This is a genomic window from Aeromonas sp. V90_14, assembly GCF_029967615.1.
Taxonomy (GTDB): Bacteria; Pseudomonadota; Gammaproteobacteria; order Enterobacterales; family Aeromonadaceae; genus Aeromonas; species Aeromonas hydrophila.
The window spans coordinates 186,481-203,076 of the sequence record NZ_JASCAS010000007.1 but is presented as its reverse complement, the minus strand read 5'-3'; the positions used below and the strand labels follow the sequence as shown (position 1 = coordinate 203,076).

Annotated in this window: 17 protein-coding genes; all 17 read left to right on the top strand. The window is 58.7% G+C overall.

What is annotated here, in order from left to right; genetic code table 11:
• The first annotated feature begins 5 nt into the window (after nucleotides 1–5).
• The 17 genes from fliM (at nucleotide 6) to QLG02_RS07790 (ending at nucleotide 16,593) form a co-directional block, all read left to right on the top strand.
• Nucleotides 6–1,076, top strand: a complete 1,071-nt coding sequence (fliM, locus tag QLG02_RS07870) for a flagellar motor switch protein FliM (RefSeq protein ID WP_011705279.1) — start codon at nucleotides 6–8, stop codon at nucleotides 1,074–1,076.
• A gap of 51 nt (nucleotides 1,077–1,127) precedes the next feature.
• Complete coding sequence (fliN, locus tag QLG02_RS07865; RefSeq protein WP_011705280.1) at nucleotides 1,128–1,520, top strand: flagellar motor switch protein FliN; 393 nt, start codon at nucleotides 1,128–1,130, stop codon at nucleotides 1,518–1,520.
• Complete coding sequence (gene fliO, locus QLG02_RS07860; protein ID WP_017778741.1) at nucleotides 1,517–1,900, top strand: flagellar biosynthetic protein FliO; 384 nt, start codon at nucleotides 1,517–1,519, stop codon at nucleotides 1,898–1,900. The genes fliN and fliO overlap by 4 nt, the downstream gene beginning before the upstream one ends.
• Nucleotides 1,887–2,666, top strand: a complete 780-nt coding sequence (gene fliP / locus QLG02_RS07855; RefSeq protein WP_016350054.1) for a flagellar type III secretion system pore protein FliP — start codon at nucleotides 1,887–1,889, stop codon at nucleotides 2,664–2,666. The genes fliO and fliP overlap by 14 nt, the downstream gene beginning before the upstream one ends.
• 27 nt (nucleotides 2,667–2,693) lie before the next feature.
• Nucleotides 2,694–2,963, top strand: coding sequence for a flagellar biosynthesis protein FliQ (gene fliQ, locus QLG02_RS07850; protein ID WP_041217139.1), 270 nt, complete (start codon nucleotides 2,694–2,696; stop codon nucleotides 2,961–2,963).
• Nucleotides 2,964–3,030: 67 nt separating this feature from the next.
• Nucleotides 3,031–3,822, top strand: coding sequence for a flagellar biosynthetic protein FliR (gene fliR / locus QLG02_RS07845; protein ID WP_041217138.1), 792 nt, complete (start codon nucleotides 3,031–3,033; stop codon nucleotides 3,820–3,822).
• A gap of 134 nt (nucleotides 3,823–3,956) precedes the next feature.
• Complete coding sequence (gene flhB / locus QLG02_RS07840) at nucleotides 3,957–5,087, top strand: flagellar biosynthesis protein FlhB (protein WP_282464912.1); 1,131 nt, start codon at nucleotides 3,957–3,959, stop codon at nucleotides 5,085–5,087.
• Nucleotides 5,088–5,194: 107 nt separating this feature from the next.
• On the top strand, nucleotides 5,195–7,297 hold the full coding sequence (flhA, locus tag QLG02_RS07835; protein ID WP_029301481.1) for a flagellar biosynthesis protein FlhA: 2,103 nt from the start codon (nucleotides 5,195–5,197) through the stop codon (nucleotides 7,295–7,297).
• 16 nt (nucleotides 7,298–7,313) lie between these two features.
• Nucleotides 7,314–8,735 carry a flagellar biosynthesis protein FlhF gene (gene flhF, locus QLG02_RS07830; protein ID WP_194758976.1) on the top strand — a complete coding sequence of 474 codons (1,422 nt, stop codon included), beginning with the start codon at nucleotides 7,314–7,316 and terminating at the stop codon, nucleotides 8,733–8,735.
• A 1-nt stretch (nucleotide 8,736) separates the two neighbouring features.
• Nucleotides 8,737–9,612, top strand: coding sequence for a MinD/ParA family protein (locus QLG02_RS07825; protein WP_010634619.1), 876 nt, complete (start codon nucleotides 8,737–8,739; stop codon nucleotides 9,610–9,612).
• Entirely contained in the window at nucleotides 9,605–10,324 is a 720-nt protein-coding gene (locus QLG02_RS07820) for an RNA polymerase sigma factor FliA (RefSeq protein WP_011705288.1), read from the top strand. Before QLG02_RS07825 ends, QLG02_RS07820 begins: the two co-directional genes overlap by 8 nt.
• A 111-nt stretch (nucleotides 10,325–10,435) precedes the next feature.
• A complete protein-coding gene (gene cheY / locus QLG02_RS07815; RefSeq protein WP_010634617.1) occupies nucleotides 10,436–10,819 on the top strand; it encodes a chemotaxis response regulator CheY in 384 nt (127 codons plus the stop codon).
• Nucleotides 10,820–10,831: 12 nt separating this feature from the next.
• A complete protein-coding gene (locus QLG02_RS07810) occupies nucleotides 10,832–11,572 on the top strand; it encodes a protein phosphatase CheZ (RefSeq protein WP_011705289.1) in 741 nt (246 codons plus the stop codon).
• An 11-nt stretch (nucleotides 11,573–11,583) separates the two neighbouring features.
• Nucleotides 11,584–13,776 carry a chemotaxis protein CheA gene (locus QLG02_RS07805; protein WP_282464911.1) on the top strand — a complete coding sequence of 731 codons (2,193 nt, stop codon included), beginning with the start codon at nucleotides 11,584–11,586 and terminating at the stop codon, nucleotides 13,774–13,776.
• Between the two features lie 32 nt (nucleotides 13,777–13,808).
• Entirely contained in the window at nucleotides 13,809–14,924 is a 1,116-nt protein-coding gene (locus QLG02_RS07800; protein ID WP_016350060.1) for a chemotaxis response regulator protein-glutamate methylesterase, read from the top strand.
• Nucleotides 14,925–14,926: 2 nt separating this feature from the next.
• Nucleotides 14,927–15,664 (top strand): flagellar motor protein, encoded by a 738-nt coding sequence (locus QLG02_RS07795; protein ID WP_282464910.1) that lies wholly within the window; start codon nucleotides 14,927–14,929, stop codon nucleotides 15,662–15,664.
• 2 nt (nucleotides 15,665–15,666) lie between these two features.
• A complete protein-coding gene (locus QLG02_RS07790) occupies nucleotides 15,667–16,593 on the top strand; it encodes an OmpA family protein (RefSeq protein WP_282464909.1) in 927 nt (308 codons plus the stop codon).
• Nucleotides 16,594–16,596: the final 3 nt, after the last annotated feature.

Genomic DNA, 16,596 nt, shown 5'->3' with positions numbered 1-16,596 from the left:
GAAGCGTGAGCGATCTGTTAAGTCAGGACGAAATTGATGCCCTCTTGCACGGGGTCGATGATGTCGAAGAGGAAGAGATAGGCGCGGCGGGGGATCCCGGCGTCGCCCAGTTCGACTTCTCCTCCCAGGACCGCATCGTCCGTGGTCGCATGCCGACCCTGGAGCTGGTGAACGAGCGTTTCGCCCGCCACATGCGGATCAGCCTGTTCAACATGATGCGCCGCACCGCCGAGGTCTCCATCAACGGCGTGCAGATGCTCAAGTTTGGCGAGTACGTGCACACCCTGTTCGTGCCGACCAGCCTGAACATGGTGCGCTTCCGTCCGCTCAAGGGGACGGCGCTCATCACCATGGAGGCGCGACTGGTCTTCATCCTGGTGGAGAACTTCTTCGGTGGCGACGGTCGCTACCACGCCAAGATCGAGGGGCGCGAGTTCACTCCCACCGAGCGGCGCATCATCCAGATGCTGCTCAAGCTGGTATTCGAGGATTACAAGGACGCCTGGGCGCCGGTGATGGACGTGGGCTTCGAGTACCTCGACTCCGAGGTGAACCCGGCCATGGCCAACATCGTCAGCCCCACCGAGGTGATCGTGGTCAGCTCGTTCCACATCGAGCTGGATGGTGGTGGCGGTGACTTTCACGTGGCCATGCCCTACTCCATGCTGGAGCCCATCCGCGAGCTGCTGGATGCCGGCGTGCAGAGCGACAAGGGTGACACCGACGTGCGCTGGAGCAAGGCGCTGCGCGACGAGATCATGGACGTCAAGGTGGAGCTGCGGGCCAAGTTGCTGGAAACCGAGCTCACCCTGCGCGAGCTGATGGAGCTGCAGCCCGGCGACATCATCCCGGTGGAGATGCCGGAAAACCTGCTGGTGTTCGTGGAGGACTTGCCCACCTTCCATGCCAAGATGGGGCGGACCAAGGACAATGTGGCGCTCAAGATCACCGACAAACTCAAGCGCCCGGAAGGGGTCAAGACCGAGATGCATCTGGTGACCCGGGGCGGTGTACGCATCGATGGCGAGGCCGAGCTGGAAGAGCTCGAGCGCAGCATCGAAGATCAACAACGATAAACGGCGTTCTGCGCTGGCAGGCCGTCAAGAAAGCAGCATAAGGAATTCAAGATGAGCGGAACTGATGAAGAGGATCTGATGGCGGACGCCTGGGCAGCCGCGCTGGAAGAGCAGGTGACTGCTGAAGCCAAGCCCGCTCCCCTCGAAGAGCTCAAGGATGATGCCCCCATCAGTGCCGAGGAGCGGCGCAAGCTGGATACCATTCTGGATATTCCGGTGACCATCGCCATGGAAGTGGGCCGCAGCCAGATCAGCATCCGCAACCTGCTGCAGCTCAACCAGGGCTCGGTAGTGGAGCTGGATCGGGTGGCGGGCGAGCCGCTCGACGTACTGGTCAACGGCACCCTGATCGCCCATGGCGAGGTGGTGGTGGTGAACGACAAGTTCGGCATCCGGCTGACTGACGTCATCAGTCAAATCGAAAGGATCAAGAAACTCAAATGATCCGCGCGTTCCCGTTACTGCTGTTGTCCCTCCCCGCACTGGCCGAACCCGGTGCGGGCGCCAATCCGCCCAGCCTCACCTCCTGGCTGCTCTCCAGCCTGATGGTCATCGGCCTCATCCTGGTACTCGGTTTCCTGCTCAAGAAGAGCAAGATTGCCACCGCCATGGGGGGCGGTCAGATGAGGGTCATCGCCAGCCTGCCGGTGGGCTACAAGGAGAAGCTGCTGGTGGTCAAGGTAGGCGAACAGCAACTGTTGCTTGGGGTGACGCCGCAGCAGGTCAACTTTCTCTATCGCCTGGAAGAGCCGCTGGACGAGAGCCAGCCCCAGGCGTTCTCCCAGCAGCTTGGCAAATTGATGGGCAAGCATGAAAAAAGCTAACGGCTCACGGCCGCACGGTGGGCTGCTGGTCGGCCTGTTATCCCTCCTGATCCTCTGCTCGCCGCTGGCGCTGGCCCAGGACGGCATGTCGGCAGTCACCATCAAGACCATGGCGGACGGCAGCCAGGAATACAGCCTGACCCTGCAGGTGCTGGCGCTGATGACGGCGCTCTCCTTCCTGCCGGCCATGGTCATCATGATGACCTCCTTTACCCGCATCATCATAGTGCTCGGCATCCTGCGCCAGGCCATCGGCCTGCAGCAGAGCCCCTCCAACCAGGTGTTGATCGGCATCGCCTTGTTCATGTCGTTCTTCATCATGTCGCCGGTGCTGGATCGCATCAACAACGAGGCGTTGCAACCCTATCTGGCCGAGACCATCCAGGCCAAGGAGGCGCTGGAGAAGGCCGAGCTGCCCATCCACCAGTTCATGCTGGCCCAGACCCGGATCAAGGATCTCAACACCTTCATGGAGATAGCGAACGTGCAGGTGGACAAGCCCGCCGACGTGCCGCTGCGGGTGCTGATCCCGGCGTTTGTCACCAGCGAGCTCAAGACCGCGTTCCAGATAGGCTTCATGCTGTTTCTGCCGTTCCTGGTGATAGACCTGGTGGTGGCCAGTATCCTGATGGCGATGGGGATGATGATGTTGTCGCCGATGCTGGTCTCCCTGCCATTCAAGCTGATGTTGTTCGTCATGGTGGATGGCTGGAACCTGATCCTGGGATCCCTGGCCAACAGCTTCGGGCTGGGTGCCGGTGGTTAAAGGCGAGCAACGCAAGGAGCGAATGGCATGAGTCCTGAAACCTTTATCGACGTGTTTCGCGAGGCGCTCTGGCTGGTCACCATCATGGTTAGCGCCGTGATCCTGCCGAGCCTTGCCATCGGCCTGGTGGTGGCCATCTTCCAGGCGGCCACCTCCATCAACGAACAGACCTTGAGCTTTCTGCCCCGCCTCATCGTCACCCTGTTTGCACTGGGGGCGGGGGCGCACTGGGGCTTGCAGAGTTTGATGGACTTCTTCCTGCTGATGGTGAGCCAAATTCCGGAGGTGGTGGGATGAGGGGCCCGCTCGAGCAGAGCGGCCTTCTGCGCTCGTTGCCGGCCTCGATGGCCCGCAAGGTGCCGGGATGATCTACACCACCGCTCTCATCATGGAGTGGTTGTCTTCCATCGTCTGGCCGTTGGCGCGGGTGAGCGGGCTGCTGATGGTGATGGCGGTGTTTGGCAGCCGGCTGACACCGGCTCGCGTGCGCATCAGCCTGGCGCTGGCGCTGACCCTGATGATTGCCCCTTTGCTTCCTCCCATGCCCAAGATCGAGCTGTTCTCGGTCGGCAGTTTTCTGGTGCTGGGCCAGCAGTTGCTCATCGGGGTCGCGCTCGGCCTCATGACCCAGTTCCTGATGGAGAGCTTCGTGATGGCCGGCCAGATCATCGCCATGCAGACCAGCCTGGGTTTCGCTACCCTGGTGGATCCCATGAACGGCCAATCGGCACCGGTGGTGGGCCAGTTCTACCTGATGCTGGCGACCCTGGTGTTTCTGGCGGTGGACGGCCACCTCATCATGCTGCGCATGGTGGTGCTGAGCTTTGATACCCTGCCGGTGTCGGACAGCGGCCTCAGCCTGCCTTCCATTCGCGATCTGATCGGTTTTCTCGGGGTCATGTATCAGGCCTCGCTGGTGATGGCGCTCTCCGCCATCGTCGCCCTGCTGCTCATCAACTTTGCCTTCGGCGTCATGACCCGTGCCGCACCCCAGCTCAACATCTTCAGCATCGGCTTTGCGGTCAGCATGATGTCGGGCCTGTTGATCCTCTGGCTCACCATCGGTGGCTTCCTCGGCCATTTCGACAGCATGTGGGAGCGGGTGCAGGAGACCAGTTGCACCCTCATCGGCACCCAGTGTCTGGGGGGCCAGTAAGATGCAGGCGGCAGGCTGGGGGCTCCATTGCCTGGGATGGATCTCCTGGATCTGCACCGTTGGCATGGTGCTACTGAACAACGGCGCTCAGGCGGCTTTGATGCCTGATTGCCTCGACCTGTGCGGGGGTCAGCATGGCTGATACCGATCAGGAACGTACCGAACAACCCACGGGCAAACGACTGCAACAAGCCCGTGATAAAGGGCAGATTGCACGATCCAAGGAGCTGGGTACCGCCAGCGTCCTGCTGGCGGCCGTGTTTGGCCTGCTGATGGTCAAGGAGAGCCTGGCCGGTGCCATGGTCAAGGTGCTCACCATGGGCTTTACCCTGGATCGGGAGCAGGCGTTCGATCCCAATGCCATGATGACCATGCTGCCGGCCTTGCTGCGCGAGCTGCTGCACCCACTCGGTCTGCTGTTCATGCTGGTGGCCATCGCCGCCTTCGTCGGCAACACCCTGATGGGGGGGATGAACTTCTCCTCCGAGGCCATGCTGCCCAAGTGGAGCAAGCTGAGCCCGCTCAACGGCATCAAGCGGATGTTCGGGGTACAATCCCTGGTCGAGCTGGTCAAGTCCATCGCCAAGGTGGTGTTCATCACCCTGTTCGCCTGGTGGATGCTCTCCAGCCAGTTCAACCATCTGCTCAATCTCTCCCTCGAGGGCTACCCGGGCGGCATCATAGACGCGCTGGATCTGCTGCTGTGGATGCTGATCATTCTCTGCTGTGCCCTCATTCCCATCGTGGCCATCGACGTGCCGTTCCAGCAGTGGAACCACATGCGCCAGCTCAAGATGACCAAGCAGGAGGTCAAGGACGAGTTCAAGGACAGCGAAGGCAAACCCGAGGTGAAGGGGCGGATCCGCCGCTTGCAGATGGAGATGGCGATGCGCCGCATGATGGGGGATGTGCCCAAGGCGGACGTGGTGATCACCAACCCGACGCACTACTCGGTGGCACTCAAGTACGATACGGCCAAGCCGGGTAGCGCGCCCAAGGTCGTGGCCAAGGGCACCGATGAAATCGCGATGAAGATCAGAGAGATAGCCAGGGAGTACGAGATCCCGGTGATGCCATCCCCGGCGTTGACCCGCGCCATCTACCACGCCACCGAGATTGGTCACGAGATCCCGGAAGGGCTGTTTGCCGCCGTGGCCCAGGTGCTGGCCTATGTCTATCAGCTCAAGAAGTTCCGCCGTGGCCGTGGTCGCCGTCCCAATCCGCTGGCCAAGGATCTGCCCATTCCAACCGAATTCCGCAAATGACAAACTTCTGACACAGTCAAAATAAAATCATTGTATTTCAATATCTTGTATTATTGGCTTGATGTTTGCTTTAATCTGGCATCAGCGGTTTGAGATTGAGAAAAACGATGAAACTCCAGGCATCATTGGGCCGAATCAAAGAGTACAAGTGGCTGTTGACCAAGGGCCTGGGGACGCCGCTGCTGGTGCTGGCCTCTCTTGGCATGGTGGTGCTGCCCATTCCGCCGCTGATGCTGGATATCCTGTTTTCCTTCAACATCGCGCTCTCCATCGTGGTACTGCTGGTGGCCGTCTACACCCGCCGCCCGCTCGAATTTGCCGCCTTCCCGACTGTGCTGCTGATAGCGACCCTGCTGCGGCTGGCGCTCAACGTCGCCTCTACCCGGGTGGTGCTGCTGGAAGGCCACAACGGCAGTGCGGCGGCCGGCCACGTGATCGAAGCCTTTGGCAACGTGGTGATCGGCGGCAACTACACGGTCGGTATCATCGTCTTCATGATCCTGATGATCATCAACTTCGTGGTGGTCACCAAGGGGGCGGGCCGGATCTCAGAAGTCAGCGCCCGCTTCACCCTGGATGCCATGCCCGGCAAACAGATGGCCATCGATGCGGACTTGAACGCCGGCCTCATCAATCAGGAAGAGGCCAAGAAGCGCCGCCAGGACGTGACCCAGGAAGCCGACTTCTACGGCTCCATGGACGGTGCCTCGAAGTTCGTGAAAGGGGATGCGGTGGCAGGGATCATGATCCTCTTCATCAACATCCTGGGCGGCTTCATCATCGGCATGGTGCAGCACCAGCTCACCTTCGGCGAAGCGGCCCAGATCTATACCCTGCTCGCCATCGGTGACGGTCTGGTGGCCCAGATCCCGTCGCTGCTGCTCTCCATCGCTGCTGCCATCATAGTGACCCGCCAGAACACGGATCAGGACATGGGCACCGCGGTGCTGGGGCAGTTGTTCGACAATCCCAAAGCCCTGATCATCTCGGCCGGTATCCTGCTGATGATGGGCAGCGTGCCCGGCATGCCCCATCTGGCGTTCCTGAGTCTGGGGGCCATCGCCGCCGCCGGTGCCTGGTGGCTGCTGCGCCGCGAGAAACAGCTGGCGGCCAAGGCGGCCAAGGGCGAGCTGATGCCGGCGAGCACGGAGCAGACCCACGAGCAGAAAGACCTGAGCTGGGACGACGTGATGCCGGTGGACATCATCGGGCTGGAGGTGGGCTATCAACTCATCCCGCTGGTGGATCGCAACCAGGGCGGCGAGCTGCTCAACCGGATCAAGGGGGTGCGCAAGAAGCTCTCCCAGGAGCTGGGTTTTCTGGTGCCTGCGGTGCATATTCGCGACAACCTGGATCTCGCCCCGAACCAATATCGCATCACCTTGATGGGAGTCAGTACCGGCGAGGCCAATGTTTACCATGATAAGGAAATGGCCATCAATCCGGGCCAGGTGTTCGGCCAGATCCAGGGGGTTGCGACCCGGGATCCCGCTTTCGGACTGGAGGCGGTGTGGGTTGCCAAGGAGCAGGTCTCCCAGGCGCAGACCCTTGGCTACACAGTGGTGGATACCGCGACCGTGGTGGCCACTCACCTGAGCCAGATCCTCTCCAACCATGCCGCCTTGCTGCTGGGCCATGACGAAGTACAACAGTTGCTCGACATGATTGGGAAGCACCAGAACAAGCTGGTGGAAGGGTTGGTTCCTGAGGTCATCACCATGGGTAACCTGGTGAAGGTGTTGCAGAATTTGCTCAATGAAGGCGTGCCAATCCGCGATATGCGCACTATCCTGCAGACCCTGGTGGAATATGCCCCGCGCAGCCAGGATCCGGAAGTGCTGACGGCGGCCTGCCGTATCGCCCTGCGCCGGCTGATCGTGCAGGAGATTGCCGGCCCGGATCCCGAACTGCCGGTGATCACCTTGGCACCGGAATTGGAACGTATATTGCATCAATCCCTACAGGCAGGGGGTGGTGATGGCGCCGGCATCGAGCCGGGTCTGGCGGAGCGGATGCAACGCTCGCTGGTGGAAGCCACTCAACGACAAGAACTGGAAGGCCAACCGGCCGTGCTTCTGACATCAGGGATACTGCGCAATACCCTGGCGAAATTTGTCAAGAATGCCATTCCTGGATTGCGCGTTCTGTCTTATCAGGAAGTGCCTGATGACAAGCAAATCCGCATCGTCAGTGCGGTAGGGCAGAACTAGTTAGCGGAGATGACGGGTGAAGATTAAGCGGTTTTTTGCCAAGGACATGCGAACGGCTCTGGCCGAGGTCAAGGAGACTCTCGGGCCCGATGCCGTCATCATGTCCAACAAGAAGGTCACCGGTGGGGTGGAGATAGTCGCCGCTGTCGATTATCAATCCCAGGTTCCGGGACCCAAAGATGCGCCGGTTCGCCGTCAGTTGAACGATGAGAGCGTCAATATCTCGTCTGCCGGACGGCAGATGACCCGCCCTGCACCGAGTCCGGCCCAGGAGCAGAACGAACATTATGCCGACACCCTGGCCGCCTTGCTGGCCCGCCAGCAGAAGCTGAACCCGGCCCAGAATGGTCAGGCGGGCCTGAACGGCGCCCCGTCGGCTGCTGCCAGCGGTGCGCCCCGTACTCTGGCCGAGCAGGGGCAGTGGGGAGCGGCTCCCGAGCCTGCCAAACCGAAGACGAGAGCCGCCGCGCCCGGCCGTGCTCCTCAATCCCCCCAGCGGGATCAGGAGATGGAGGGGATGCGCAAGGAGATGGCCAGCATCCGCAAGCTGCTGGAGCACCAGATCTCCGGCTTGATGTGGCAGGAGGTGGAGCGCCGCGAGCCGATGCGTGCCCTGCTCATCAAGGAGCTCAAGAAGATAGGGTTTGACGATGCCTTTGCCGATCAGCTGGCTGGCCTTATCCCCGAGGATATGTCCATTCATCAGGCCATGGCCCAGTTGGCCGAGGTGTTGACGGCCCAGCTCAAGATTAGCGAAGACGAAATTCTGCGGCAGGGTGGGGCGGTTGCCCTGCTCGGGCCGACCGGGGTGGGCAAGACCACCACCATCGCCAAGCTGGCGGCGCGGTTTGCCATGAAGTATGGCGCCGAGCAGGTGGCGCTCATCACCACCGACAACTACCGGATCGGTGCCCATGAGCAGTTGCAGACCTATGGTCGCATTATGGGCTGCCCGGTGCGGCAGGTGCGGGATGCCGAGGAGCTGGCCAATGCGCTCTATCAGTTCCGCCACCGCCGGCTGGTGCTCATCGATACTGCCGGAGTGGGGCAGCGGGATATCCGGCTGACCGAGCAGCTCGATACCTTGGTCAAGAATGCCAAGGTACGCATCCGCAGCTACCTGGTGATGTCGGCCACTTCCCAGCGTCGGGTGATGCAGGAAGCGGTGGACCATTTCCGGCGCATTCCATTGAGCGGCTGCATACTTACCAAATTGGATGAGAGTCTGAATCTGGGCGAAGTGATTAACGTGTGTATCCAGAATGCATTGCCCATCAGCTATATCACTGATGGACAAAGGGTTCCGGAAGATATTCAGGTCGCCAATGCGGCACAGCTCGTCGGAGCTGCCATGGGCTCGCTGGAGCGGGAAACAGAAGAACCCTATTTCTGGGGCACAGGCTTTGGCGAGGCCGAAGATTCGGAGTTTTATGAGTAACATGTATATGGATCAGGCGAGTGGTCTGCGCAAAATGCGTCAAAACAATCGAGTAAAAGTGATCGCCGTGTCTGGTGGCAAGGGGGGCGTCGGCAAGACCAACGTGACCCTGAACGTGGCGGGAGCCATGGCCGCCCAGGGCAAACGTGTGATGGTACTGGACGCCGACCTTGGCCTGGCCAACGTGGACGTCATGCTGGGGCTGCGGGTGCATCGCAACCTGTCCCACGTGTTGGCCGGCGAATGCACCATTGACGACATCATCGTCGAGGGCCCGTACGGCATGATGATAGTGCCGGCCACCTCGGGTACCCAGTCCATGGTCGAGCTCTCGCCGGTGCAACACGCCGAGCTTATCCGCGCTTTCAGCGAGATGAAGACCCAGGTCGACATCCTACTGGTGGATACGGCGGCCGGCATCTCCGACATGGTGCTGAGCTTCACCCGTGCGGCCCAGGACATCATGGTGGTGGTGTGCGATGAACCGACCTCCATCACGGATGCCTACGCCCTCATCAAGATCCTCTCCAAGGAGCACGGTGTCTTCCGCTTCAAGGTGGTGGCCAACATGGTTCGCTCCTTGCGCGAAGGGCAGGAACTCTACGCCAAGCTGACCCGGGTCACCGACCGTTTCCTGGATACCTCGCTGGAGCTGGTTGCCTGCGTCCCCTACGACACCAATCTGCGAGCCGCCGTGCGCAAGCAGAAGCTGATTGTCGAAGCCTTTCCCAAGTCCCCGGCCGCGCTGGCGTTCAGAGCGCTGGCCAACAAGGCGGCAAGCTGGCCCATTCCTAACCAACCCGGTGGTCATCTCGAATTTTTCCTGGAAAATTTGCTGCAAAAGCCGGTCATAGCACAGGAAGGTTCCCGTGAATAAAGCCCAAGCGTACTTGCGTCATCAGGATTCCTATGTGCTGGTCGAGCGTCATGCTCCGCTGGTGAAACGGATCGCCCAGCATTTGTTGGCTCGCCTGCCAAGCAGTGTCTTGCTGGATGACCTGATCCAGGCAGGTATGATTGGATTGCTCGAAGCCTCCCGCAATTTTGACGGCAGCAAGGGGGCGAGCTTTGAAACCTACGCAGGGATCCGTATCCGCGGTTCCATGCTCGACGAGATCCGGCGGGGTGACTGGGTGCCGCGTTCGGTACACCGCAACAGCCGCACCATCGCCGAAGCCATCGAAAATGTTGAACAAGCCCATGGCCGTGATGCTCGCGATAGCGAAGTCGCTGCCCAGATGGGGGTCAGCCTTGGTGAGTATCACACCATGTTGCAGGATGTCTCCTGCGGCAAGATCATCGGCATCGAAGATCTTGGCGTCAGCGAGGATGTCATTGGCCACCCCGATGACGAGCCGGGCAGCAACGGGTTTGATGAACTGGCCGCCGAGCGTTTTCAAGGGGCGCTGGCCGAACACATCGGCCGCCTGCCGGAGCGGGAAGCGCTGGTGCTCTCCCTTTACTACGATGAAGAACTGAACTTGCGTGAAATAGGCGAGGTATTGAACGTCAGCGAGTCTCGCGTGAGCCAGATACACAGTCAGGCGATGCACAGATTACGCGCGCGTTTAAGAGATTGGCATGTATAAGTGTTTGTACTGGCTACACTGAAACAAAACTCTAAGGCATAATCCGCAAAACAAAACCTGCGATCTGCATCATGTAAGTGAGCCGCTCTGGCGGCTATTTAGGAGGGAATTTTGGACAAGAACATGAAAATCCTCATTGTTGACGATTTTTCAACGATGCGCCGGATTATCAAGAACTTGCTGCGTGACTTGGGATTCAACAACACCCACGAAGCAGACGATGGCAACACGGCCTTGCCAATGTTGAAAAATGGTGATTTTCAATTTGTCGTGACCGACTGGAACATGCCGGGCATGCAAGGCATCGACCTGCTCAAGGCTATTCGCGTCGATGACAAACTCAAACACCTGCCGGTACTGATGGTGACTGCCGAAGCGAAACGCGAGCAGATCATTGAAGCTGCCCAGGCGGGCGTCAATGGTTATATCGTCAAGCCTTTCACTGCTGCAACGCTCAAAGAGAAACTCGACAAAATCTTTGAACGAATCGGCTAAGGAGCAGCAGGGATGAAGGCCAAAACGAGTGCAATGATTTCGCTCGATCAGGCAAGGATGCTTGTTGCCCATCTTGAGCAAGGTGAATTTGAACAGGCCGACACTCTCATCGCCGATGCGTGTGCTCCCAATGCGGCGGCCCTGTTTGACAAAGTGGGTCAGTTGACCCGACAACTGCATGATTCCCTACAAGATTTTCGGTTAGATCCCCGGATCCCCGATCTGGCCACCCATGAAATTCCCGATGCGCGGGAGCGACTCAGTTATGTCATCGACATGACGGACAAGGCTGCCAATCGCACCATGGATGCCGTGGAAGCCAGTCTACCGATTGCCGATCGACTCAATGACAATATTCAGCTTGTTCTGCCCAACTGGAATGCCCTGATGAGCAGAGAGATGAGTGTTGGGCAGTTCAAGTCTTTATGTCACCAACTGGATGATTTCATTAAGGCTTCTGAATCTGATGCCGATAAATTACGGCAACTGCTGACAGAAATCCTGATGGCGCAAGATTTTCAGGATTTGACCGGCCAGATGATCCGCAAGGTCATCAAGTTGGTTCAGGAAGTTGAAACTAAATTAATAGAAATGCTGACTATGTTTGGTGAGGCATCTGCTGAGCATTCTTCTCGCAGCCTTCCTGTAAGCGGGATTGAAGCTGAAGGCCCCATCATGAACCCTGAGACTCGTTCCGATGTGGTCAATGGTCAGGATGATGTGGACGATCTGCTGTCTAGCCTGGGATTTTAATGGAGTGACGCATGGCCTTCGAAGTTGATGAAGACATACTGCAAGACTTTTTGGTCGAAGCATCCGAAATATTGGAACAGTTGTCTGAACAACTGGTCGACTTGGAAAAGCGACCCGATGACAAGAATCTGTTGAATGCCATATTTCGCGGCTTCCATACCGTCAAAGGCGGTGCCGGCTTTCTCTCGCTGACCGAGTTGGTGGATGTTTGTCACGGTGCCGAGAACGTGTTCGATATCTTGCGCAATGGCAAGCGGACCGTTACCGCCGAGTTGATGGATGTCATTTTGCAGGCGCTGGATGCCATCAATGTGATGTTTGCCCAGGTGCAGAATCGCGAACCACCAAGCCCGGCTTCCGCTGAAATCCTGCACGACCTGCATGAGCTCTGCAAGCCTGAAGGGGAAGAGCAGTTGTTGACCGCCTCTGCGGGTGGCAATGCTGCATCCGAAGAGATGGCTCCTGCCGTTGAAGAGGTGGTCGAGGTAGCCGCAGCCATTCCGGAACCTGTCGCCGATCCCGGCCCCGCGTCTTCCGTAGTCAGCGGTGGGGGATCCATCGACGAGATCTCCGCCGATGAGTTCGAACGCCTGCTCGATGAACTGCATGGGGTGGGAGGCGCACCAACTGCTGCCGCTAGCCCGGTGGTGGCAAGCTCCGGAGATATTACCGACGATGAGTTCGAGGCCCTGCTCGATCAGTTGCATGGTCAGGGCCAACATGGCGGAGCACCTGATAGCAATCCATTGAAATCAGTACAAAAAGAAGTTGATGAACTGATCGATGACGATGAATTCGAGCGACTGCTGGATGAACTGCACGGTCGTGGCCAGGGGCCGCAAACCAGTATTACGCCGCCGCCAGCCGCGCCTGTACAGGCCGCGGTAGCACCCGCTGCCGCCACGCCAGCTCCGGCAGCCAAGCCAGCCCCGGCACCGGTCGCCGCCAAACCGGCTGCTGCACCGGCAAAACCGGCACCAGCCCCTGCGCCAGCCAAGCAACCGGCCCCTGCTCCTGCTGACAACGCAGTGCAGAGCGATACCACCGTTCGGGTGGATACCAAGACGCTGGACGTCATCATGAACATGGTGGGTGAGCTGGTATTGGTGCGCAACCGTCTGGTCAGCCTTGGTATTGCCAGCAACGATGAAGACATGTCAAAAGCGGTTGCCAACCTGGATGTGGTGACGGCAGATCTGCAGGGTGCGGTGATGAAAACCCGCATGCAGCCCATCAAGAAAGTGTTTGGTCGCTTCCCGCGCGTCGTTCGTGATCTGGCTCGTACCCTCAAGAAAGAAATTGAGCTGGTGATGGTCGGGGAAGAGACGGATCTGGACAAGAACCTGGTTGAAGCGCTGGCTGACCCGCTGGTTCACCTGGTGCGCAACTCCTGTGACCATGGGGTTGAAATGCCGGATGTCCGTGAGAAAGCAGGCAAGCCACGGCAGGGCACCATTACCCTGAGCGCTTCCCAGCAGGGCGATCATATCTTGCTGTGCATCGAAGATGATGGTGCCGGCATGGATCCTGAGAAGCTCAAGTCCATCGCCATCAGCCGTGGTGTGCTGGATGCCGATACGGCGGCGCGGATGAGCGACAACGATGCCTACAACCTGATCTTCGCCCCAGGTTTCTCTACCAAGTCCGAGATTTCGGATATCTCCGGCCGTGGTGTCGGGATGGACGTGGTGAAGACCAGTATCGTCAGCCTCAATGGCTCGGTGCATATCGATTCGACCTGGGGCAAGGGCACCCGTCTTGAAATCAAGGTGCCGCTGACCCTGGCCATTCTGCCGACCCTGATGGTGGAAGTGGGTGAACAGACCTTCGCGTTGCCGCTGGGCTGCGTGAACGAGATTTTCCACCTGGATCTCAAGAAGGCCAACATGGTGGATGGACAGCTCACCATCATAGTGCGCGAAAAAGCCATCCCGCTCTTCTATCTGTACAACTGGCTGGTCAGAGGAAAACAGAAGAAGTCACGGCAGGATACGGGTCATGTGGTCATCGTGCAGATTGGCACGCAGCAGATCGGTTTTGTCGTGGATAACCTGATTGGCCAGGAAGAAGTGGTGATCAAGCCGCTGGACAGCCTGTTGCAAGGTACCCCAGGCATGGCGGGAGCCACCATCACCAGCGATGGCGGTATTGCACTCATTCTGGATGTGCCGAGTCTGCTCAAGGCGTATGCCCGTAGACATTGATAGCCCAGGCCCAAGGAGTTAGAAAAATAACAATGGCAGTCAAGGTATTAGTTGTCGATGATTCGAGCTTCTTCCGTCGTCGGGTCAGCGAGATCATCACTCAGGATCCCATGCTGACGGTGATCGATACGGCTCAAAATGGACGTGAGGCCGTGGACAAGGCGATCCAGCTGCGCCCGGATGTGATCACCATGGACATCGAGATGCCCGTGATGGATGGCATCAGTGCCGTACGCGAGATCATGGCCAAGTGTCCGACTCCGATCCTGATGTTCTCCTCTTTGACTCATGAAGGGGCCAAGGCGACGCTGGATGCGCTGGATGCCGGGGCGCTCGATTTCCTGCCCAAGAAATTTGAAGATATCGCCCGTGACAAGGATGAGGCCGTTCGCCTGTTGCAGCAGCGAGTCAAGGAGATTTCTCGCAAGCGTTTCCTGATGGCAGCACCTGCTCGTCCGAAAGCGCCTGAACCCGCTGCCCGTTCCCCGCTAGGCAGCCCAATCGCCCGGCCAGCAGAGCGTCAGGCCGAGCCGCCGCGAGCCATGCCTGCAGCAGCCTTCAAACGCAGTGGCAAGAGTTATCAGCTGGTGGCCATCGGTACCTCGACGGGTGGCCCGGTTGCGCTGCAGAACGTGTTGACCAAATTACCCGGTGATTTCCCTCATCCCATCTTGTTGATCCAGCATATGCCGGCGACCTTTACCGCCGCGTTTGCCGCTCGACTCAATGGTCTGTGCCAGATCGGAGTCAAGGAAGCGGAAGATGGCGATGTGCTCAAACCTGGCCATGCCTACCTGGCTCCGGGCGGCAAGCAGATGCTGCTGGAGGGGCGTGGTGCGGGGGCCCGTATCCGGATTGTCGATGGCAATGACAAGGTGAATTATAAACCGTGCGTCGACATCACCTTTGCGTCAGCTGCCAAAACCTATGCCGACAAGGTGCTTGCCATCGTGTTGACCGGGATGGGGGCGGATGGTCGGGATGGTGCGCGTCTGCTCAAGGAGCAGGGCTCTACCATCTGGGCACAGGATGAAGCCTCCTGCGTGGTATATGGCATGCCGCAAGCGGTTGCCAAAGCCGGCATCGCCACGGAATCACTGCCGCTTGATCGGGTTGCACAACGAATCCTGGTTGAGCTGGGCCGCTAACGATGGGCATGTTCGGCCTGATCCTGGCACTGGGAGCCATCGCCATTGCCCAGTTATGGCATGGCGGCAACCTGCTCACCCTGCTTGATGGGCCTGCTTTCGTCATCGTTGTAGGAGGAACCTGGGGGGCTGTCATTTTGCAGACGCCACGCAAGTTTCTACTGGAAGCGATAAGACAGACCCGTTGGATGCTGTTACCTCCTGCCTGGGATCTGGTCGCACAAGCTGAACGACTGCAAGCCTGGGCCGTGTTTGCACGTCAGCAAGGGTTGCTGGCGCTGGAGAACCAGGCTGATCAGGAGAGCGACGAATTTACCCGGCAGGGGCTCACCATGATAGTGGACGGGGTGTCGATAGATGATATTCGCATCTTGCTGGAAGCGGATATTGACATCGAGCAGGAGCGAAACGAACACTCCGCCAGGGTCTTTGAAGCCATGGGGGGTTACAGTCCGACCATAGGTATCATTGGCGCAGTGATTGGACTTATCCAGGCCATGTTTCATCTGGAAGAACCCGCCTCGCTGGGTGCCGGTATCGCCGTTGCGTTTGTCGCCACTATTTACGGGGTTGGCTTTGCCAACCTGTTATACCTGCCGATTGCCAACCGGTTGCGGGCTTTTCACTATCATTACGCCCTGTTTCAGGAGATGACGCTGGAAGGCTTGATGGCAATCGCCCACGGCGAAAACGGTCCTCAGGTTGAACGGCGGTTGAAGGCTTATCTGAAGGGAGAATAGCCATGCGCAAGCGCTACCGTTTGCATCTGCAAGGCCGGGAACATCTCGACCGCTGGCTGGTTTCCTACGCCGATTACATGACGCTGATCTTCGCCCTGTTCGTGGTGCTCTATTCGGTGGCACTGGTCAACAAGGACAAGTATCGCGCGGTCATCGATGGCATGACCCAGGCATTCAACGTCATGCAGCCACGCAGCGACGGTTTGCTGGAAGGGCAGGGAAAGTCGTTGTTGAACAACGAGGTATCTGCCGCCTCCTCGGTTCTGGAGAGCGCCACAGCCCGCTCACCCTCTTTGGCTCCCATCTCAGGTGTTCCCATCGTGCAAGATGGTATGACTCTTGCGAAGATCGATACGCAATTGCAGGAGAGCATGGGTTCTCTGGTCGATGCCGGGGTAGTCAAGTTGACACTCAATGACAACTGGTTGACCGTCGAGCTGAGCTCAGGTCTGTTGTTCGGCAGCGGCAGCGCCTTCATGAGTACCAATGCCGATCCCGTGCTAAATACTCTTTCAAGTATTCTGAAGCAGGTCGATAACTATGTAAGAGTGCGCGGTTATACCGATAACCAGCAGATAAATAATGAAATTTTTCGTTCCAACTGGACGTTGTCTGCGGCAAGGGCGGAAGCCGTGCTCACCGCGCTCATCACCAAAGGGATAGCGCCGCAGCGGTTGGCCTATGAAGCTTACGGGGAGTTTTCTCCCTTCACGGATAACAGTACCGAGCAGGGGCGCTTACAGAATCGTAAGGTGGTGGTCGCTATTTCCAAGTTCGCCTGGGTGCCACCCGTACCGGTATCAACTCCCTCGGTGCAGCCTGTAACGGAGACACCAGTGCCGGCAGTGCAACAGGCGGTCGAGGCAGGAGAGGTCAAGGTGATCACGCTGCCAGGTGGTGGCATACGCATAACAACGAGGCAGGATTGATAC